Consider the following 20,274-nt stretch of genomic DNA (forward strand, 5'->3'; position numbering starts at 1 on the left):
CCGCTATCCCGTCCGCCGGCCAGCCGCTTCTGCACATAGGATCGACTCATGGCCGGTTCCCTGGATGTCCTTGGCCCCATCCTGGAAATGATGACGTGGGTGGGGTTCGTTCCGGGTGTGCCCCTGCTTTTGTGGGCGTGGGTCATTGCCAAGCGTCGATGCGTTTGGGCTACCGCCGACGGAGAACAGTTCGCCGCGGGCGGATTTCTGGGAGTGCAATGGGTAGATCGGGCGAACGAGGAACAAAAGGTCCTGCTTGACATCCCTGCCCGCGACGGGAGCGTTGATCCAGGCGCCGTGCTTGTCCACTACGACCTCTGCCACCCTTCCCGATGCTCGCTGCAGCCCCCGCGCCACGACAACACCGTTCTGATCCTCGGCTGGATCCTCACTGGCGTAGGAATCCTGAGCACCATCGGCGGTTTCGTCCTTCTCCTTCTCTAATGCGGACCCCTTGTACGCCCAATTGCTCCGGGGCTAGCATTTCCGCGCACGGTCAACGCGCACCGTAAACCTAGGAGACTGCTATGAGTGAGACGACCGCAACCCTGATGGTGGACCTGATCATTTCCCTGGACGGCTACGCTTCTGCCGAAGGTTGGCCTGGTTGGTGGGGATTGGAAGGTCCGGAATACCTGGCCTGGCTGGATGAGGAAGGAAAGAAGGACTTCACCACCCTGATGGGCGCGAACACATATCGGGTGATGTCCAGTATGTCGGAGGAAGCCTCTGAAGACAGTTCGGGGTTCTCAAAGGAAGAGGGCGCCAGCCTGAGCGGGTTGGCTGCCATGCCGAAGATCATCTTTTCGTCCACTCTGAAGGAGCCTTTGGCTTGGCCCAACTCGGAACTCATTTCGGGCGACGCTGTGGAGGCCGTCCGGGAACTAAAACGGACCCGAACCGGCACATTGAGCACTCTGGGCAGCTTGAGCCTTTGCCGTTCCCTTCTGACAGCCGGTCTGGTGGACAGGTATCGTCTGGTGATCTTTCCTGTGATCACCGGGAGGACCGGTAGCGAGCGGATCTACGACGGCTACCCGGATGTTGCCCTGGAGTTGGTGAATAGCAAGACATTCGATGGGCGTTCCCAGCTACTGGAGTACATACCCACTGTTATCGACGGCCCGCCACCAGCCAGGCAGGGGTGAAGTCATTAGCGGCGTTGCCCTACGTGACGTTCAGTTTCTGACTTTCACTAACGTCTTCGAACAGGGGAGCGAGGCAATCAGCGTAATAGGTCATGGCCTCGGCGAAAGTAAGAAATTTTGGTCTGTCGGCAGCGGCAACTCCCGAGCCCTGCGGGTCGGCCAGGTCCACGTGGCAGAGAACAGGTTCGCGGCTGATGCCGTTGGCGGTCAAGGTGGCGATTCCCCAGGGGTGGTTTGAGTCGCTCACGGAGATGCCTACAGCATCGAAAGTGTCCCGCAGGACGTAGTGCGTGACGGTTCGCCAGGACTGGACAAAGGGCTGCTGCAGTTGCTCAATCAGGTCGTCGTCGTTGCTGTTGTAGGCCTCCGAGAGGGCGGAAGAAAGGCCATCCCATTCATGGGCATCGCGGACCATGAGGTGCGCGGCCCGAAGGTGGGCGATAGTTTCATTCAACGTCATGGTAGTCCCCAAACTTCCCGTGATTTTGCCTCGCCCGACTGGGCAAGCCTGACCGCCTTCGGCATGTCACTATCAAACAGAACGGATAAAACCGCAGCATGATTCCCGGAAAAGCCTGTGCTTTGATTTTTGGCCTGGCAGCAACATTCCTTGGCCGCCTAGCAAATCAGTAGCCTTACTAATAGGGTGGTTGTGGGGAAAGCCCCCGGGGCGCGAAGAGAAGTGAGGCCCGCATGACTGAAGAGCAACCCATCAGCAAAGTCACGGACATCATCAACGATTCCAAGATCGGAATGCTGACCACTGTCAACGAAGAAGGTGTCCTGGTCAGCCGGCCGCTTGCTGTCCAGGAAGTAAAGGACGACGGCGATATGTGGTTCTTTACGGGACTGGGAACATCCCAGGTTGCCCACGTTCGGCAGGATCCGCGAGTCAATGTTTCCTTCGGCAAGAACACCGAGTGGGTGTCCGTAGCCGGGACTGCGCACGTGGTCACCGATCGGCAGAAGATCCACCAGATGTGGAACCCAGGTGTAGAGGCATGGTTCCCCGACGGACCGGACACCCCGGAAGTTTGCCTGATTCACGTGGATTCGGACTCGGCAGAGTACTGGACAAGCCCGGGCGGAACGGCCGCAACGGTACTTCAATGGGTCAAGTCCAAGGTCACCCACTCCCGCTTCAGCGTAGGCGAAAGCGGCACAGTGGAACTATGACCCACCATGGTTGACGCCGAGCGGTTTCGGGTCCTTTTGGAGGAGGAACGGAGTCGCAAAATCGAACTGCTCCTGGCGCTGCGAAGCGACATCAGCTCGGTGAGCCTCGCCCGGCAAGATTCCAATGTGGACGACGAACACGATCCCGAGGGCAGCACCATAGCCTTCGAGCTCTCCCAAGCGTCCGCCCTCATGGGCCAAAGCCAGGTTGGCCTGGAGCAGATCGACGACGCACTGGCGAGGATAGCGGCAGGAACCTACGGGCTGTGCGCCGTGTGCGGCGTGGTCATACCCGAGGGCAGGCTCGAGGCCAGGCCGTGGACGCCGTTCTGCGTCAGTCACGCCTCAGGAAGAAGCTGAGTCAGCTGGACATTCCCGGCGAGACCGGCACGAATTCAATGCCCTGCTGGACCTTCTTCCTAGGGCCCCGGTTGAACCCTTTGGCGTCCAGGTGGTTTCCGGCGCGGTAGGCTGCCAGTGCTTCGTCATAGATCTCATTGAGCCGTCGACCGGTGAAGACTTCCGTGGTGCCGTCGGCGAAATCCACGCTCACCGACACGCTTTCCGGGAAGTGCCTCTTCATTCGGATGAAGCCTTGTGCGTCCTGCTGCAGGGAAATCAAAGAGTCCGCCCTTTCGACGATTGATACCTACAGTCTCTCAGCAGTGGCCCCAACCCGGTGACGCGGCCGGCTCAGCGCAGGAATCCTGGTGATGGCCGCCCGCCGCTCACCCACGGTGTTCTCAATGCTTCCGATTCCCTCCACGGACATCCGGACCACGTCGCCGGTCTTCAACGGCGGGGGAGTCTTGGCGCCGTTCCGTCCCCATAGCTCAGCAAGGCATCCTCGGCCGCAGGTCCCGGAGCCCAAAACGTCGCCCGGTCGCACCACTGAGTCCTGCGATGCATACGCTACGAGTTCGGCGAACGGCCAGCCCATGTTGGACAGCAGATCCTGGCCAATGTGTTCGCCATTGACCTCAACGTCCATGGAGATCGGCAGGAAGCCTTCGGCGTCGTGCAGGTGTTCGAACTCATCAGCAGTCACGATCCAAGGGCCCAAGGTGTTGGCGAAGTCTTTGCCTTTACATGGACCAAGGCTGACCCTCATCTCACGCCTTTGCAGGTCGCGCGCCGACCAGTCATTGAGGACTGTGTAGCCGAAGATATGCTGGTGCGCGTCGGCCGCAGACAAATTCCTGCCGTCACTTCCCCGTACATGCCCGACGACGGCTGCTACTTCGGTCTCGAAGTCCAGCTCGCTGCAACCCGCGGGAATTCCGATCAGTTCCTCGGTACCGGTCACAGTATGCGGATTGGTGAAGTAGAACGTGGGTGCCTCGTACCATTCGGCCACAACGCCGGCCACGCCGTCGATGCTCTTCCGTACGCCTTCCACATGTTCTTCGAAGGCAACGAAGTCGCGGATGGTGGCCGGTACCAGCGGGGCCAGCAGCTGCACCTCGGCCAGCGGAACGGAGGGTGCCGCTCGAACAGTTTCCGCAGCGATCTCCAGCGTTCTGGCCAAGCCTGCAGCTAACAGGTGGTTCACGGTTTGTCCCTCGGTCAACGCGAAGCAACTGCCGTCAGCCACGAACCCGTCATGAGTACCGCCGTCGTGATTCCAGCGGGCGATCTTGACCATGTCTTCTTCCTTACGTGGAGGAGCGGGCAGTGAGGGCTGCAGCGGAGGTGATACCGAGCCGGACGGCGTTGCCGGCAAGAATGCAGGAGGCGTCGGCTTCGGGGAGTCCGGCTGCGTGGACTTCATCAACGGGATTGTCGGTGCCCATGTCGAACGGATAGTCCGAGCCGAGCATCACCTGTCCGGGGCCCGCGACTTCGACGAGAGCGCGCAGTTCGCGAGGATTATGGACCAGCGAATCGAAGAGAATCCGCTGAAGATAGGACGACGGCGGTTCGGCGCACCGCTGCCCCTCAGGACGAACCTTCCAGGCGTGGTCCGAACGGCCAATGGTGGTAGGCAGGTACCCGCCCCCATGCGCGGCGAGGATCTTGAGACCGGGGTGTCTGTCCAGCACTCCGCTGAATATCAGGTGGGACAGCGCTACGGCGTTCTCTGCAGGCTGGGAGACGGTGTTGGCCAGGTAAAAGCGATCCAGTCGCTCGTCCAATGAGCAGCCGAACGGGTGCAGGAACACAATGGCGCCAAGTTCTGAGGCTCGGCTCCAGAAGGGCTCCAGTCGTGGATCGGAGAGTTCCACAGTGCTACGTTCCGGGTCTCCGGGAGTGGCTGCAAAGGAGCCGATTTCGACACCCATCAGGCCACAGCCAAGAACGGCATGTTCCAAGGCTTCGACCATGAGCTGCGGATGCTGCAACGGAACCAACCCCAATCCGTTCAACCGTTCGGGCGCCTGCTGCACAACATCGCGCACTGCCTCGTTGGACTGTTGGGCGAGGTTCAGCGCAAGTTCTTCACCCGCAAAATAATAGAAGTGCGACGGCGAGGGCGAAACCAGCTGCACGTCCACACCTTGGGCGTCCATGTCGGCCAAGCGACGTTCGAGGTTAGTGAGCTGTGGCCAGCGCTCCTTAATCATCAGGCCGGAGTTGGCCATGGACTCGGGACCGTTTCGCCTCACTTCCAGGGCCTGCAGCTCACCGAATCCTTGAGGGTCGTCCTCCGCCACCAACTGCTGGAGGGCCGGAATGAGGATATGCGCGTGGACATCCACAATGGGTTGTTGGGCGGTATCGATGTGGGTCATGCGGGTTCCTTAAGCATGGTGGAGAGCGAGTTCATGAGGCCGGGGACGTCTGCGTCCCGGACGCCGTCCAGCATCCACTGGCCCAACTGGACCGACGCTCTCACCACGGCGGTTGCCCTCTCCATCCGACGGTCGGCGAACTCCTTCCAGAGAGTCTCGGTGACGTGGTCTGCGGCAATCAACAGTTCCGCGAGTACCGCAGCATCTTCCAACGCCATGGCAGCACCTTGGGCAACAGTAGGCGGGCAACTGTGTGCTGCATCGCCGATGATGACGATGCGCCCACGGTTCCAGGGGCCTTCCACGAGGTGCGAGGTGAACCAGGTGTAATTGATGCGTGCGCCGTGATCCAGGTTGGATCGGATCTCGTTCCAGGGGCCGCCGTACGCGGCGGCGAGTTCCGTCATCACCTTGGGTCCGTCCTCGTGCTTGCGCTCCTGGGCTTTCTCCACGAGGTAGGCGTAGATGGTGTCAGCTCCGGTGGGGCAGTATCCGGCGATGAAACACGGCCCACCGTAGGTGAGATCCGTCCTGACGACGTCTTCCGGCCGCTCAACGAAGGCCCGCCAGATGCCCATGCCGGTAGGCTTCGGCTCCTCGGTGATGCCGATCGCCTTGCGGACGGCCGAGTGGAGTCCGTCGGCGCCGATGAGCAGGTCATAGCGTGAGCTGCCGCCGTCGGTAGTGCGGAGGGTGACGCTGCCGCCGTCGTCCGCTACATCTGTGACCGTCTTGCCGTAGCTGATCCTGGCACCGGCGTCTACGGCCCGTTCACGAAGGATTGCAGTCAAGTCGGGGCGGTACATTCCCAACGTGGCCGGGAGATCGTCACCACCGGTTTTGATGTCCTCGAGGACGGCCAGGACGGTCCCGGCGGGGTTGGGCGCCCGCAGGCCGAGGGTGCTGAACCCGTAGCCTTTTGCTTCCACCTGTTCCCAGACACCGAGTGCGCGCAGGACGCGCAAGGCGTTTCCTTGCAAGGTAATGCCGGAGCCCAGGGTTTGCGGTTCGGCAGCCTTCTCCAGAACTTCAACCTCGACGCCGGCTTCGGCCAGAAGGATGGCGGCGGCCAGCCCCGCAGCTCCCGCTCCGACAATTCCGACCCTCTGTACTGCTGCCATCTTTGACTCCTTTGTGGTGACGGCGTTACTGCCTATTGTGCTGCGTTTCAACAGGCCTGCTGTGTTCTTGCAGGCCTGCTAGCGGACGGCGATGGGATTGACCGGTGAACCGACAGCGCCCGTGATGGGGAGTGGGGCAGCGGTAAGCATGAACTCGTACCTGCCGTCCGCTGCACACGCCACGGCCAAAGCATCCGGATCCCACATTTCACCCAGGAACAAGCCGAGGTTGGGGATGGCGATTTGGTGGAGTGGTTGGAAAGCACCCTCAAACTCGTTGGGCCGGACCTCGAAACCCCAGGTGTCCGTTGCCACCCCGGCAATTTCCGATGCGTGCAGCCACGATGCCGTTGTAAAGGACAGACCCGGTGCCGACCCGCCTGCGTAGTCGCCCCAGCCTTCGCGGCGGACCCGCGTGTACTGTCCGGTCCGGATCACCACGATGTCGCCCCGGCGAACCGCGGAGGTGTTACCCTGACGTGCGATGGTGCGCTCCAGGTGTTTCGGAGTGATGGCAAAGCCGTCTGGTAATTCGCCGTCAGTGCGTCCCAGCTCCGGGCCTAGTGCCCGGCCAACGTCCAGCAAGACGCCACGGGTGACAATTTTGGCGGCTGCGGTTTCAATCCCCGTCACGAGGTCGCCCTCTGATGTCACGACATCGCCTGCCGCCCGGCCATTCCAAGCTTTGCCACGATCAAAGATATGGCCCAAGCCGTCCCATTGCGTGGAACATTGCAGCGGCATGGCGATCACGTCATCAGCCCCGCCGAACCCATGGGGAAAACCTTGGTTGCCGCGCTCAGCATCCACGCCGGTGTCAGTCGTGGTGTGGACAGGATTGGTGCGACGACGCCAGCCCTTCTGGGGTCCATTGGTGTCGAACGGTTGGGACAAGGAGAACGCCTCGCCCGCCTTCACCAGTGAGGCCGCCTCCACACGCTTGCCATTGTCTATGAAATTGAGGGTACCGAGGACGTCGTCTTCGCCCCAGCGACCCCAGTTGTTGTACTGCTCCGCGGCTGCGGCGATGCTGGCCATCGGATCCGCTCGCTGAACTATGTGCGCCTCAACTGCGTCGGTAGTCACTGTTCGTCCTTGCAATGGACGAGCTGGGTACCCAGTCCAGTGATGGTGCCTTCCATGACGTCGCCGTCCTGGAGGAGCCTGCCCCAATGTTGCCCGTTCCCGGCAGGGCTGCCGGTCAGCACCAGATCGCCCGGCCGGAGCGGCATGATCTGCGACGCTTCGCTGACAAGTTTGGCCACACCGAAGATCATGTCCTGCGTGGACTCATCCTGCATGGCCTTGCCGTTGAGCTTCAGAGTGACTTGGACATCCTGCGGGTCACCGAAGAACTTGGCTGGTACCAGCAAGGGACCGGTGGGCAGGAAGCCCGGGGCGTTCTTGGCGCGGTACCAGTCCGAACCGATGGCAGGCATGTCCTTGCGGAACACAAATTCGCGTGTGGTGATGTCGTTGACCATCGTGTAGCCGAAGACGTACTCGAGGGCTTCCTCCGGGGTTACCCGGAAGGCTTCCTTGCCGATCACCGCTGCGAGTTCCAGTTCCCAGTCGTGGGACTTGCTATAACCCGGCAGGACGAGGTCGTCCGTGGCTGAAGCAATCGCCGTCGGAAGCCCGATGAAGAAGTACGGCATCCCTTGGCCAGCGCGCTTGTCCATCATGGCAGCGGTCTTGGCGCGCACCTCCTCAGCGTCCTGGCCGGATTCCCGGTGGGCCACGGCCAGGTCAATCACGTGCTTGCGGTAGTTGGCTCCGGTTTGCAGCACCTGGGCAGGTTCCACCGGGGCAAGGACCTCGACGCCGGCGAGTGGGAGGCCTGCCTGCTCATGGGCTGATGCGGCTAGCTCGTCAAGTTCGCTTTCGGTGGTTTCCCAGTGCTGGATCAGTGAGTTAATGTCGCCATCCAGTGGCAGGACACGTTCGCCTAGCAGAAGTCCCGCTCTGGCTTTACTGTCGTCGGGCTCCTGGAAGCGGATCAGGGAGTACGTTGTGTTAGCCATGGACTTTAGCCCCGCCCCTGCTTTGCGTAGGGGTTCAGGAGGGCTTCTTTCATTTCTGCGGAAGCGCCTTCCTCCGTTGCGGTGAAACCTTCGGCCGGCGGGAAGGATTCTGTCATGGAGTGTGGCATCGCGCCGTTCTTGTAGAAGTTGTTGGAGCCCTCTGACGGCTTCCAGGTGTTGGCGTCCCAGTCCGGGACGTAGTTGCGGTAGCCACCGGAGTTCAGCTCTACCCGCAGGCCGGAGGGGTCTCGGAAGTAGAGGAAATTCTGCTCGCCTACACCGTGGATAGAAGGCCCGTATTCCATGAGGGTGCCGTTTTCCATCATCACATCGGCGGTGCGGAGCAGGTCCTCGGTGGCGTCCACCCAGAAGGCGATGTGGTTGACGCGACCGGCGCGCTTGGAGGTATCAAGAACGACGCCGAGATCGTGGGACTTTTCGTTGGTGGTCAGCACTGAGAACACCGTGATGGGTGCCTCGTCCAGGTCAACGAAGGCCATGACGCGGAAGCCAAGGGCTTCGTTGTACCACTTGGCGAATCCCCGGACGTCAGAGGAAGCGACCGTTACGTGGTCCAGGAAGCGCGGGGCGGCTGCGTGGCTGCTGCGGCGCTCGGGACGGTCCGGGTAGGTGGATTCGAAGCCGGGTTCTGCAACGAACTTCTCTACGTCAAAGAAGAGGCGCATGTGGTGTCCGTAAGGACCCGTGAACTCGTAGGCTTTGCCGAAACCGTGCCCGCCAGCAGTCCAGGTGCCCTGCACCCCGGTTGCTTCAACACGGGCAGCTGCGGCTTCAAGTGCGGCCTGCGAGTTGGTGCGCCATGCCATCCGACCCAACGACGCCTCCGGGCCTTCGGTAATTACCAGGCTGTAACGGTAGTAATCGCCCCAGCATCGCAGGTACACGTTGCCATCTACGCGGTCGATAATGCGCATGCCGAACTTCTCCTCGTAAAACCGTGCCGAGGCTTCGATGTCCGGCGTGGTGATTTCGAGGTGGGCGAGATGGGAGAGGGGAGTTTCCACGATGAATTCCTTCTAAGTGCTTTGGTTGCTCGGACAGTTATCTGCAGGTCCTGTAACAACCATGAGCCACATCACCTATTCGGAGAAGGGCAACTATTTGATAGCAACTATCCGTTGAACAAATAGTTGCGTTGGCAGCGGATATCGATCAGACGAATACTTGTTATACCAAAACCGCTCTTCTCCGCCTCCAGCCCCCTTGCCACAGTGAATGCAGTTCCTCGCGGTGTTTCTGCCACTCCGGGGATCAACTTCAAAGGCGAAGGAACACTCAATGAGCACCATGGATCCAATTGCAACTGAAACCCGCCCGCCACTTGCCGGCCGAGCGGCCGGAAAGACACAGGCTGCGCTACTGGTCGCTGGCAGCTGCATGCCCGTACTGGGTGCAGTTCTGCTGGCACCCGTACTCCCCACCCTGAACCAGGTCTTCGCCGATACCGCCGGAGTCGCCATCCTGGTTCCCTTGGTCCTTACCGTGCCGGCCCTGTTTGTGGCGTTGTTCTCGCCGCTGGCCGGGTACGTGGCGGATCGTGTGGGACGCAAGCAACTTCTCATCGGTGCGATGCTGGCGTACGCCGTCTTCGGAACGGCGCCTCTGTGGCTGGACTCCCTCGGTGCCATAGCGTTTTCGCGAGTCGGCGTAGGTATCGCCGAGGCTGCCATCATGACGTGTTGCACCACCCTGATCACTGACTACTACGCAGGCCAGCAGCGGAACAAGTACCTGGGTCTCCAGACTATGGTCAGCGCGCTGGCAGCCACTGCCTTCTTCGCACTGGGTGGCGTCTTGGGCAGCATCAGCTGGAGGACTCCCTTCTGGCTGTACGCTGTCAGCGCCGTGTTGGTGGTCCCCATGATTTTCAAACTGTGGGAGCCGGCAAAGAGCCCAGCCCACTTCACTACGACAGCGAAACAGCCGGTGCCATGGCGACAAATCGGTGCGCCAGCCGCTGTGACACTGTTCGGTGGCATTGTGTTTTACGCTTTGATCGTCCATCTGCCATATGTCATCACCGGGCTGGGCGTTACGGACACCGGGCTCATCGGTGGAGCGGCTGCGGTCGCTTCCTTGGCCACTGCAGCGGGTGCCATCTCCTTCCGTTTCCTTGCCAAGCTGGGTACCCGAAAACTGCTGGTGGGCGCCTTCGGTCTTGCCGCCGTCGGGCTTTGCGTGGTGTCGGCAGCTGGCAGCGTTCCTTTGGCAATACTGGGTGCCGTTGTGGCCAGCGCCGGAACCGGTGTGCTGTTGCCGACACTCCTGACGTGGGCCATTAACGGCCTGAATTTCTCCCAGCGTGGCCGTGGCACCGGCATCTGGACAGGAACCTTGTTCATCGGGCAATTCCTGACGCCTATCGTCCTCGGCGCAACCGCTGCTGCTCTGGGAAGCCTGGCCCTCGCACTCGGGGCATTGGGCGCAGCTTGCGCCCTCGCGCTGCTGGCCGTCCTGGTTCGAGGTCCGCGGCTTGTGAGCGCAACGCACTAATGTCCTCCACCGCTGGATAACCTAGGGGCATGAAGAACCTGGACCTGAACCTGCTCCCACAACTCCAGGTTCTGTTGGAGCTGCGGAATGTTTCCCGGGCGGCCGAGCGGCTGCAGCTTAGCCAGCCGGCCACGAGTGCTGCGATGGCAAGGCTCAGGAGGCATTTCGACGACGAACTTCTGGTCCGCAACGGGCGCACCTATGAGCTCACTCCCTTCGCGCAATCTTTGGTCCCGTTGGTTGATGAAGCCATGCTCCACATCCAGCGGGCCACGCGCGTCCGGTCCGGGTTCGATGCCACTACAAGCGAGCGGGAGTTTGTGATCGCCGCATCTGATTACGCGGCGGCACTCATCGTGGGTCCTTTGCGCGGGATCCTTCAGCGGGAGGCGCCACAGGTGGTGGTGGATTTTGTCCCCACGTCCGGGCTCCAAGGAAGCATGGCCGAATATTCCAGGATGGACCTGTTGGTGGGGCCCACCGGCTACAGGATGCAGGGTGAGAGCAAACAGCTGTTCCGGGACAGCTTCGTGGCTGTGGCCGATGCAGGAAATCCGCTTCTCCAGCTGCCCCTGGTGACATTGGAGGACCTCGTTGCGGTGCCGCACGCTGTTGGATACTTCGGCGAGGGCATCAGCACACCGGCCGACAAGCTTTTTGAATCCCGCGGCGTTCGACGACGCGTAGCGGCCGTGGTGGCCGGCTTCCTGTCGCTGCCGCTGCTGGTGGAGGGCACGGACCTTGTGGCGCTGGTTCCGCGCATGCTGGCCTCAAGGGCGCAGCGCGGGGCGAACATTGTAGTTCTGGAGTTCACCGAAGAGCTCGAAGCTGCGTTGGTGGAGGCCATGTACTGGCATCCCTCACAGGCCGAGGATCCCGCAAACGTCTGGCTCCGTTCCGTAGTCCAGCGCGCCTGTTCACAGCTCCATGAGATTTTTCCCGTGACGGCGCATCCTGTCATTGTGTCGGCAGGTCAAAGCAGCTAGTGGTGGTCCATGACCCCGAACACCATACTCACGGCAAAGTTTCCGTGTCCGGGGAGGTTTCAGTTGTGCTGGCCCGGTCGGCTGCTGCGCCCTGCTTCCGGCTGGCCAGCAGGAACGGCAACGCGATGAGCTCGATCACACCGGCCACAGCCAGTGACGCCGGATAGCCGTAGAGATCAGCTCCCCGGCCCAGGACGGGCTGAATCACCACACCGCCGCTGGAACCCATCAGCGAATCGAAGCTCAGGACCGTGGCTCGCTGTTTTGACGGGATCATGTCGTTGACATAAGCCTGTCGGACGGGCGTGGCGGCAGAACCGACCACCGCCCAGAGTGCGAGCAATAGCAACGCCACCCAGAAGATTCGCGTGAATCCGAGGACGAGCAGGATAATGCCGCCCACCGCAGCTCCAAGGATGAGCACGGAGGTGCGCTTGTGGAAAAGCCGCCGGACGTGCGGGGCTAGCCAGCCCCCGAGGATCTGCGATCCCGCGACAATAGCGGCGGCCAAGCCCGCGATGGAATAGGCCGTGGGATCGCCGAACAGGTCAAGGAGGTACGGCTGCAGGGCGTAAAATACGTAGATCCCGACGCCGGCGCTAAACGGGGCCGCCAGCATTACGTACCTCACGGGCGCGTTTTTCAAGCCGTTCTCGATCGACGCGGACAGCACGGCCCGGGTCGCGCGGAGGGGGTGCGTCGAACGCTCAGGCGTGAAGCCGACGTCGTGCATGAGTCCAAAGGCCACGGCAAACATCGCGAGCAGCACCAGCACCCGAAGGAGGAAGGGCACGCCAAGATTGGTCGCCTGGGCAATCACCCCGCCAGCTACTGAGCCCACCAGCATCGCTACACCCTGGACCATCTGACCTCGGCCAAGCACCGGTTCCAGCCCGCCTTCGTAGCCGGAGAAGCGCAGGGCATCCACGAGCCATGCTTCAACAGCGCCGGAGAAGAAAGTAAAGCCGAGGCCCAGAAGGACTGAGACCACAGCCCACATCCAGAACGGCGCGGAGATCTGCCACATCACGTAGTACAGATAAGTGGACACGGCCAGCGTCACCGTTCCCAGCAGGAAAGACGCCCGCCGGCCCCACCCGTCAGCGATTACTCCAGTAGGGACCTCAAACAGCACCATGCCTACGGTGAAGAAGGCGTTGGCGGCAAACGCCTCGAGGTTACTCAAACCGGCATCCAGCAGGAACAGGGTGTTGATTCCCCAGATGAAGGACGCCGCAACGGTATTGCCCAACGTTAATGTCAGATAAACGCGTTGGATCTTGCGGGCGGCGTCATTCATGGTGTCGCCGCCCTCGCCGGTACGAGGAGGGACCACCCGCTAATTCTCGTCCCGTTGCCCGTCCTCCGCCAGAGTTCCGGGAATGCAGACATAGGTCTTGTGAGGTAGCCAGTGCGCTCCCGCGGTGACCATGGCGTGCCTTATGCCATACGCCTCTTGTACGCCTCGGCAGGTCAAGAACCATGATCACATCCGTGATTAGGCTTGGTTGCTCACCAAGCCCGTCGTCTCCCCAGTAGCTTCAGTACGCCCCACTGAAAGCAGCGGCGCAAAGAAGTCTGTGAGTTCGGTTGTTGCGGTTAGTGGCAGGACGTTGGCGACGTATTGGTCCGGGCGGACTATTACTACTACGCCGTTGCGGCTGAGGCCGCGTTGTTCGAAGATGTCGTTGTTGGGGTCTGTGCCGAAGACTTTTTCGAGGTAGGTGAGTTTGAAGGGCCCTACGGTGGGTTTGAACGCTGCGGGGACGGCGTTGATATCGATGTTGGTGTGGTCTTGTTGGTAGATCACTTTCACGTCGAACCAGGCGTCGCGGTCAAGGTTCGACGGCGTCGCGGCCAGCGGCGAGTCGGGCGAGTTCGCGATCCACTCGGCGAAGTCGGCGACAGGGCCCGGGGCACCTGCCGGTGCGGTGTCGGCGAAGAGGTAGATGCGCCAGCGGCCGTCTGCTTTGGCGTGGTGGCCCAGGTGCATGGGGTTGGTGTCGCAGACCCGGAGCACGGGTGCGGATTTGAAGCGTTTGCCCACGGCGAAGCCGGTGGCCAATTCCTGGTGTTGTGCCTCGGCGACGACCAGGGACTGGGTGTATTGGGTCATGAAGCCTGCGGGGAACTCGGCGGTGCTGGTGTAGAAGGTCTCCAGTTCCGCGGGGTCTTCGAACTCTTCGGGTTTCTTGGCCATGAGGGTGGACCACTGTTTGTCGAAATCGATGAGGTTCTTGGCTACCACTTGGCGTTCGGCGGAGTAGGTGTCCAGCAGGGACTCGGGGCTGCGGCCTTCGAGGACGTGGCCGAGTTTCCAGCCGATGTTGAACCCGTCCTGCATGGAGACGTTCATGCCCTGCCCGGCTTTGGCGCTGTGGGTGTGGCAGGCGTCGCCGGTGATGAACACCCGTGGGGTGCGGGTGCCGCGTTCCTCCGGCAGAACGTCGTCGAACCTGTCCGTGAGCCGGTGGCCCACTTCGTAGACGCTGTGCCAGGCCACGTTGCGCACGTCCAGGGTGTAGGGGTGAAGGATGTCGTTGGCTTTGCCGATGATCTGCTCGATGGTGGTTTTGCGTACGGCGCCTTTGTCGTTGGGGTTGACTTCGCCCAGGTCCACGTACATGCGGAACAGGTGGCCGCCTTCGCGGGGGATCAGCAGGATGCTGCCGCCGGCGCCGGACTGGATGGCGCACTTGGTGCGGATGTCAGGGAAGTCGGTGACGGCAAGGACGTCCATGACGCCCCAGGCGTGGTTGGCTTGGTCACCGGCGAGGTGACAGCCGATGGACTCGCGGACCTTGCTGCGCGCTCCGTCTGCGCCCACCACATACTTGGCGCGAATGATGCGTTCCTGGCCTTCGTTGGGCCCGGAGGTGTGGCCAAGGGTCACCTCCACCGGGTAGTCGCCCTCGCCGGTGACGTTGAGGCTGTGGAACTCGTAGCCGTAGTCCGGTGTCATGCGGGTGGGGGAGTTGGCCATGAATTCCGCGAAGTAGTCCAGGACCCGGGCCTGGTTGACGATCAGGTGCGGGAACTCGCTGATCCCAGCGGGATCATCCACTGCCCGGGCCGCCCGGACGATGCGCGAATGATCGGCCGGGTCCGGCTTCCAAAACGCCATCTCGGTGATCCGGTACGCCTCGGCAGTGATGCGCTCTGCAAAACCGAATGCCTGGAACGTCTCGACACTGCGGGCCTGGATGCCGTCGGCTTGGCCGATAGCCAACCGTCCGGGGCGGCGCTCAATGATGCGCGTCGTGACATCCGGGAACTGCGAAAGCTGCGCCGCAGTCAACATCCCGGCAGGGCCAGTACCCACAATAAGAACGTCAACCTCGTCAGGAAGCTCGGCCGGGCGGTTGATACCGACGCCGGCTGCCGGCTCAACCCGGGGGTCACCGGATACATAACCGTGATGATGGAACTGCACAGGCTTTCCTCACTTCTTCGTGGGCTTTCTCATTGCGGTGTTCGATAATAGAACAACGTGTTCTATTATCGCTCATATAATCGTAATGCGGCTCACACCCGTGTTCAAGTCCTTGAAGAGTCTTATGACGGAACCTTGTGTAGCTTCCGGCGGATTGAACCATGGGCATGTCAGGATCAGGTATGCCGCGACTGATGCTCTTGGACACTGCCTCCTTGTATTTCCGCGCCTTCTACGGTGTGCCCGACTCCATTCGTCGATCCGACGGCACGCCTGTGAACGCGGTGCGGGGACTGATGGACATGATCGCCCGCCTCACTACCGACTACGAGGCCACGCACTTGGTCGCCTGCTGGGACAACGATTGGCGCCCGCAATGGCGTGTTGACCTGATTCCCAGCTATAAGTCGCACAGGGTCGCGGAGACCGTTCTGAATGGTCCGGATGTAGAGGTTGTCCCGGACCCCCTTGAGGCGCAGATTCCCATGATCCGCCGAGTACTGGACCTTGCGGGGATCGCTGTGGTGGGAGTTGACGAGCATGAAGCTGATGACGTCATAGGGACCTATGCAAGCCAAGCGACCTTCCCGACGGACGTGGTTACCGGCGACCGCGACCTCTTCCAGCTCGTGGATGACGACCGTGGAATCCGCGTAATTTACACGGCCCGCGGCATGAAGAACCTTGAAGTTCTCAGCGAAATCGTAGTGGTAGGCAAGTACCGTGTCCTGCCGCAGCAATATGCCGACTACGCGACACTCCGGGGCGATGCCTCCGACGGGCTGCCCGGAGTCGCCGGCATCGGCGAAAAGACGGCAGCATCGTTGCTTGGCACGCACGGATCATTGGAAGGACTTCTTGAGGCGGCTGAAGCTGCCGACGGCGGGTTGTCGGCTTCCGTCCGGGCCAAACTGTCCGCGGCAGCTGACTATCTCAAGGTGGCGCCCGCCGTCGTGAATGTTGTGCGCGACTTGAAGGTGCCCACGCTGGACGAACTACGCGCCGAGCTGCGTCCGGTCACCGGTAACGCTCGCACCGAACTTGAGCAACTAGCCAATGACTGGAATTTGGGTGGATCCGTCAAGAGGCTGCTGGACGCGCTGGACCGGGTCCGCTGAGGACACACTCACAGAATCCGGTTCACTTTCACAGCCCAATGACAGTTTCGAAACAGCCAGGGCTGTGGTGGGTCTCTCATCGTGTTAAGAGGACGGAACCACTGACCGTCCCTCAGACACAGGCCGTACCAACGGCACATTGAGGAGAGGCATATGTCGAAAATCAAGAGAATCACCCTGGGGATGGCTGCCGGAGCGCTGGCACTAGGCGCAGGACTTGGTGCAACCAGTATCGCGACGGCGGCCACCACACCATCACCGACCGCTACGTCGTCCCCTGGCTCCACGTCGTCCGGGGATGCAACCACCCCGTCAGATCGTGGGGGAAAGCTCGGCGGGCACGGACGTGATCGGGGCCAAATAGCGGCTGAGCTGGCAACAAAGCTTGGTGTGGACGAAGCCAAAGTCACCGAAGCCTTGAAGGCATTCCGTGAAGCAAACAAACCCACCATGCCACCCGCTGAAGGAACTGAACGAACAAAGCCCGACCGTACAGCTCAGGATGCCGCCCTGGCGAAATCACTCGCTGAAGCATTGGGTGTAGACGAAGCCAAGGTCACCCCTGCACTGGAAGAAATCCGAGCCGCGGGCCAAGCGGAACGTTCCGCCGCCCTGAAGACCAAGCTGGACAAGGCCGTCACGGACGGCAAGCTCACACAAGCCGAAGCTGACGCCGTGACCAAGGCTGTTGAAGCCGGGGTCATCGGAGGAGCCGGGCGCTAAGATCACTGCGCGAAAGCCTTCCGCATAAGGATCCCCCGGATACGTCCGGGGGATCCTTATCGCGACGCCTCGGGATGCCCTTATCGCGGTCGGAATTGGTCCATGACCGGACACTCGAAAGGCTCGCCTGCGAAGAGTCCGACGTCATCCAAGTACTCCACCACCGCCGTGTACGACGCCATCAAACTGGTTTCTGTATAGGAAATGCCCAGTTCGCCACAGCACTCCTTCACGATGCCGGAGGCGCGGTGCAGGTGGGGGCGAGGCATGTCAGGGAAGAGATGGTGTTCAATTTGCCGGTTCAGCCCGCCCATCAGCGTGTCCATGAACCGGCCGCCGGAGATGTTCCGGGCAGTGAGTACCTGGCGGTTGAGGAAGTCTGTCCTGGTTGAGCTGGGTAATACGGGCATGCCTTTGTGGTTGGGGGCAAAAGACGCACCCATATAGAAACCGAAAACGCCTAACTGCACCCCGAGGAAAGCGAATGCCATACCTAACGGCAGCAACGAGAAGACCAGGATGGGCACCAGCAGCAGCCGCAGCATGATGACCGGGATCTCCACCCAACGATGATCAACTTTTCGTTGATGCAGCAGGTACTTCAAGGAATCAATGTGCAGGCTGACACCGAGGAAGAACAACAAGGGAAACAATAACCAGCCCTGTTTGCGCGTTACATGCACCATGACGCCCCGGCGGGTGCTTGCTGCCCCGGGGTGAAACGCGATTGCGCCGGTATGGATATCCGGGTCCTTGTCGATGACGTTGGGAAAGTTGTGATGACGGGTGTGTTTCTGCGCCCACATCGAATAGCTGATACCCACCAGGCCCGTACCAACGAGGCGCGCGGACCACTCATTCATGCCCTTGGACTTGAACACCTGCCGATGCGCGGCTTCATGGGCCAGGAACGCGAACTGGGTAAGGACCACGCCCATTCCCGCCGCAATAAGAAGCTGGAACCAGGTGTCCCGCAGCAAAATGAACCCGCTCCAAGTTCCCGTCCAAGCCACCATCAGGATCACAAAGACCGTGATGTAAAACCCTCTGCGGCGCTTCAGCAATCCCGCATGACGTACAGACTTCAGGAGTGCGGAGTACGAAAGGACCGCCCGGGCCGCACCCCGATCCGGCTGAATTCCATCGGACGATCGTTCCGGTGCCATGATGCCTCGAACCACTTACCGGCGGACTCAACAGAATCGTTTCCCACCGTCCTTTCAGAGTACGCCGGTGGCGCCATCAAGGAACCAGGAATTTGTTTCCAAGCAGTTGTCGATTTCTGCTCGCGCTGTTCGACCTATGGATGAGAAGGTCGAAGGGCGGCTTTCCACAACACAGGAGATTGAGTCAAATGGCGAAATACATGTTGATCATGCGGGCAGACGACGATTCCTACGCCAAGTTCGAGAACATCGATTTCAACGAGATCCTCAAGGCAATGGGCAAATTCAATGACGAGCTGATTCGCGCCGGAGTCCTCCTGGCTGCTGAAGGCCTGGACGACGCCAAGGACGGAGTGGTGGTGGACTTCACCGGTGAAACCCCGGTGGTCACTGACGGCCCCTACGGCGAAACAAAGGAACTCTTCGGAGGCTATTACATCCTGGACGTCGCCTCAAAGCAGGAAGCAATTGAGTGGGCCAAGCGCGCACCCATGACTGCAGGTACCAAGACCGAAATCCGTCGCGTCACCAGTATTGACGAGTTTCCCCAGGACAATGAATGGATCCAAAAGGAACGCGCATGGCGCGAGCAGACCGGGCAGCTCTGAGATTCGCCGCCGGACACCAGGCCAACAGCGAGCGGCGTGAGCAGCAATAAGGCAAGGGCCGCCGTCGAAGCGGTGTGGCGGAGCGAATCCGCCCGCATCGTCGGCGCCCTTGCCCGCTACACCGGCGACTTCACTTTGGCAGAAGACCTTGCCCAAGAGGCGCTGGCAGAAGCTCTCGTGTCCTGGTCCGTCAGGGGCATCCCCGCAGAACCGGCGGGTTGGCTCCTGACTGCCGGCCGGCGTCGGGCGATCGATTCGTTCCGGCGCCGTGCTGTTCGCGACGAAAAGTACGCCTTGCTGGCCCACGATCTGTCGGAAGAGGAGCCGGGCTTGGACGCCTTGTTCAACCCCGATGCAATCGATGACGACGTTCTCTCCTTGATGTTTGTCGCCTGCCATCCCGTGCTGTCAAAGGAAGCGCGGATTGCGCTGACGCTTCGTGTTGTGGGCGGCATGGGCACGGAAGAGATTGCCAAGTCGTTCCTGGTCCCCGTTCCGACCATCCAGGCCCGCATTACGCGGGCCAAAAAAACGCTGGCAGCGGCGCACGTGCCGTTTGCGGTGCCGGAAGCTCCTGAAATTACCGAGCGACTGGGTTCAGTGCTGCAGGTGATCTACCTGATTTTTTCGGAAGGTGCCTTCCCTTCCGGTGGTAACTCATGGATGAAGACGGAACTGGCCGGTGAAGCACGTCGTCTTGCCCGGGTTTTGGTTCGGGCGGCACCCGAACCCGAGGTTTTTGGCCTCCTGGCCCTGATGGAACTGACGTCCGCACGTTTTCCTGCCAGGCTCGACGCGGCCGGTCAGCCGGTCCTTCTCGAAGACCAGGATCGACGGCGGTGGGACCAGTCTGCGATACGCAGGGGCCGGGCGGCACTCAAGACGGCCGTGGTGTCCGGCCGCGGTCTTGGCGCGTATGGATTGCAGGCCTCCATTGCAGAATGCCACGCGGTGGCCCGGACTGCGGAGGAGACGGATTGGCAACGAATCGTGATTCTGTACGAGGCACTGGGCCGGCTGGTTCCATCGCCTGTGGTTGAACTGAATCATGCAGTTGCGGTCGCCATGGCTTCGGGCCCGGCCTCCGGGCTGCAGTTGGTGGATGCGATTGCGGACAGGGGTGCTCTGAAAGGGTCCCACGTTGTGCCGACAGTGCGAGGTGAGCTGCTCAGCCGGCTTGGCCGACCCTCGGAAGCCAAGGTAGCCCTGTTGGAAGCACTCGAGCTGTGCTCGAACGCCGCCGAGCGGTTTGCGTTGGAGCGGAAGATCGCAGAACTGGCAGACAAACCGAGCTGACAGAGCACGCCAAGAGGGACGAGGCTCTTGGGCCTGACCGCACGTGGATGTGATGCAGCCTATGCTTGCTCCGCAACACCGCTATGGCCGCAGCAGCTTTACGTTCTTTGGGGTGTGTGGTGGTGGTTGCGTCGGGGTGTTTGTTGGGGGTCGAGGTGGGGTGGGGGGATGAACCATGGGGTGCCGGTTGTGATGTTGATGCGCCATTGTTCTTTGTGGATGAGGTGGT

Annotated in this window: 21 protein-coding genes; 10 read left to right on the forward strand and 11 right to left on the reverse strand. The window is 61.2% G+C overall.

The window, feature by feature from the left end; all coding sequences use genetic code 11:
- Positions 1-48 precede the first annotated feature (48 nt).
- Together RIF72_RS03440 and RIF72_RS03445 are read left to right on the forward strand one after the other, a co-directional pair.
- On the forward strand, positions 49-444 hold the full coding sequence (locus RIF72_RS03440; RefSeq protein WP_309073464.1) for a hypothetical protein: 396 nt from the start codon (positions 49-51) through the stop codon (positions 442-444).
- A gap of 83 nt (positions 445-527) precedes the next feature.
- Complete coding sequence (locus tag RIF72_RS03445; protein ID WP_309073465.1) at positions 528-1,148, forward strand: dihydrofolate reductase family protein; 621 nt, start codon at positions 528-530, stop codon at positions 1,146-1,148.
- 19 nt (positions 1,149-1,167) lie between these two features.
- Here the strand turns inward: RIF72_RS03445 and RIF72_RS03450 are convergent, their stop codons facing one another.
- Positions 1,168-1,608, reverse strand: a complete 441-nt coding sequence (locus RIF72_RS03450; RefSeq protein ID WP_309073466.1) for a hypothetical protein — start codon at positions 1,606-1,608, stop codon at positions 1,168-1,170.
- Between the two features lie 233 nt (positions 1,609-1,841).
- Between RIF72_RS03450 and RIF72_RS03455 the strand changes: the two genes are divergently transcribed.
- Both RIF72_RS03455 and RIF72_RS03460 read left to right on the forward strand, forming a co-directional pair.
- Positions 1,842-2,324, forward strand: coding sequence for a pyridoxamine 5'-phosphate oxidase family protein (locus RIF72_RS03455; protein ID WP_309073467.1), 483 nt, complete (start codon positions 1,842-1,844; stop codon positions 2,322-2,324).
- Positions 2,325-2,330: 6 nt separating this feature from the next.
- Complete coding sequence (locus RIF72_RS03460; protein WP_309073468.1) at positions 2,331-2,684, forward strand: TraR/DksA C4-type zinc finger protein; 354 nt, start codon at positions 2,331-2,333, stop codon at positions 2,682-2,684.
- A 1-nt stretch (position 2,685) separates the two neighbouring features.
- On the opposite strand, the gene RIF72_RS03465 is transcribed toward RIF72_RS03460, so the two are convergent.
- The 7 genes from RIF72_RS03465 to RIF72_RS03495 all read right to left on the reverse strand — a co-directional run bounded on the left by RIF72_RS03465 (position 2,686) and on the right by RIF72_RS03495 (position 9,226).
- On the reverse strand, positions 2,686-2,946 hold the full coding sequence (locus RIF72_RS03465) for a hypothetical protein (protein ID WP_309073469.1): 261 nt from the start codon (positions 2,944-2,946) through the stop codon (positions 2,686-2,688).
- A 27-nt stretch (positions 2,947-2,973) separates the two neighbouring features.
- Positions 2,974-3,969, reverse strand: coding sequence for a fumarylacetoacetate hydrolase family protein (locus RIF72_RS03470; protein ID WP_309073470.1), 996 nt, complete (start codon positions 3,967-3,969; stop codon positions 2,974-2,976).
- Positions 3,970-3,979: 10 nt separating this feature from the next.
- Positions 3,980-5,056, reverse strand: coding sequence for an amidohydrolase family protein (locus RIF72_RS03475; protein WP_309073471.1), 1,077 nt, complete (start codon positions 5,054-5,056; stop codon positions 3,980-3,982).
- The gene (locus RIF72_RS03480) at positions 5,053-6,177 is read right to left on the reverse strand and encodes an FAD-dependent monooxygenase (RefSeq protein ID WP_309073472.1); all 1,125 of its coding nucleotides are present in this window, start codon (positions 6,175-6,177) and stop codon (positions 5,053-5,055) included. Before RIF72_RS03480 ends, RIF72_RS03475 begins: the two co-directional genes overlap by 4 nt.
- Positions 6,178-6,255: 78 nt before the next feature.
- Complete coding sequence (locus RIF72_RS03485; protein ID WP_309073488.1) at positions 6,256-7,215, reverse strand: cyclase family protein; 960 nt, start codon at positions 7,213-7,215, stop codon at positions 6,256-6,258.
- A 44-nt stretch (positions 7,216-7,259) separates the two neighbouring features.
- Positions 7,260-8,201, reverse strand: coding sequence for a fumarylacetoacetate hydrolase family protein (locus RIF72_RS03490; RefSeq protein ID WP_309073473.1), 942 nt, complete (start codon positions 8,199-8,201; stop codon positions 7,260-7,262).
- Between the two features lie 5 nt (positions 8,202-8,206).
- Positions 8,207-9,226 carry a VOC family protein gene (locus tag RIF72_RS03495; protein ID WP_309073474.1) on the reverse strand — a complete coding sequence of 340 codons (1,020 nt, stop codon included), beginning with the start codon at positions 9,224-9,226 and terminating at the stop codon, positions 8,207-8,209.
- A gap of 274 nt (positions 9,227-9,500) precedes the next feature.
- Here RIF72_RS03495 and RIF72_RS03500 point away from each other — a divergent pair, with 274 nt between their 5' ends.
- Positions 9,501-10,715 carry an MFS transporter gene (locus RIF72_RS03500; RefSeq protein WP_309073475.1) on the forward strand — a complete coding sequence of 405 codons (1,215 nt, stop codon included), beginning with the start codon at positions 9,501-9,503 and terminating at the stop codon, positions 10,713-10,715.
- Between the two features lie 29 nt (positions 10,716-10,744).
- Positions 10,745-11,701, forward strand: coding sequence for a LysR family transcriptional regulator (locus tag RIF72_RS03505; RefSeq protein ID WP_309073476.1), 957 nt, complete (start codon positions 10,745-10,747; stop codon positions 11,699-11,701).
- A gap of 28 nt (positions 11,702-11,729) precedes the next feature.
- Here RIF72_RS03505 and RIF72_RS03510 read toward each other — a convergent pair whose 3' ends face one another.
- Complete coding sequence (locus tag RIF72_RS03510) at positions 11,730-13,001, reverse strand: MFS transporter (RefSeq protein ID WP_309073489.1); 1,272 nt, start codon at positions 12,999-13,001, stop codon at positions 11,730-11,732.
- A gap of 198 nt (positions 13,002-13,199) precedes the next feature.
- Positions 13,200-15,134 carry an FAD-binding monooxygenase gene (locus tag RIF72_RS03515; protein ID WP_309073477.1) on the reverse strand — a complete coding sequence of 645 codons (1,935 nt, stop codon included), beginning with the start codon at positions 15,132-15,134 and terminating at the stop codon, positions 13,200-13,202.
- A gap of 167 nt (positions 15,135-15,301) precedes the next feature.
- On the opposite strand from RIF72_RS03515, the gene RIF72_RS03520 reads away from it, so the two are divergent.
- A complete protein-coding gene (locus RIF72_RS03520) occupies positions 15,302-16,252 on the forward strand; it encodes a 5'-3' exonuclease H3TH domain-containing protein (RefSeq protein WP_375164191.1) in 951 nt (316 codons plus the stop codon).
- 153 nt (positions 16,253-16,405) lie between these two features.
- Positions 16,406-16,975: a Clp protease N-terminal domain-containing protein gene (locus RIF72_RS03525; RefSeq protein ID WP_309073479.1), complete on the forward strand. Its 570-nt coding sequence runs from the start codon at positions 16,406-16,408 to the stop codon at positions 16,973-16,975.
- Between the two features lie 80 nt (positions 16,976-17,055).
- On the opposite strand, the gene RIF72_RS03530 is transcribed toward RIF72_RS03525, so the two are convergent.
- The gene (locus RIF72_RS03530; protein ID WP_309073480.1) at positions 17,056-18,141 is read right to left on the reverse strand and encodes an acyl-CoA desaturase; all 1,086 of its coding nucleotides are present in this window, start codon (positions 18,139-18,141) and stop codon (positions 17,056-17,058) included.
- 188 nt (positions 18,142-18,329) lie between these two features.
- Between RIF72_RS03530 and RIF72_RS03535 the strand changes: the two genes are divergently transcribed.
- The gene (locus RIF72_RS03535; protein ID WP_309073481.1) at positions 18,330-18,749 is read left to right on the forward strand and encodes a YciI family protein; all 420 of its coding nucleotides are present in this window, start codon (positions 18,330-18,332) and stop codon (positions 18,747-18,749) included.
- Positions 18,750-18,785: 36 nt separating this feature from the next.
- Positions 18,786-20,045, forward strand: coding sequence for an RNA polymerase sigma factor (locus RIF72_RS03540; RefSeq protein ID WP_309073482.1), 1,260 nt, complete (start codon positions 18,786-18,788; stop codon positions 20,043-20,045).
- Positions 20,046-20,274 lie beyond the last annotated feature (229 nt).

The sequence above is a fragment of the Paenarthrobacter sp. genome, from assembly GCF_031180005.1.
Lineage (GTDB): Bacteria > Actinomycetota > Actinomycetes > Actinomycetales > Micrococcaceae > Arthrobacter.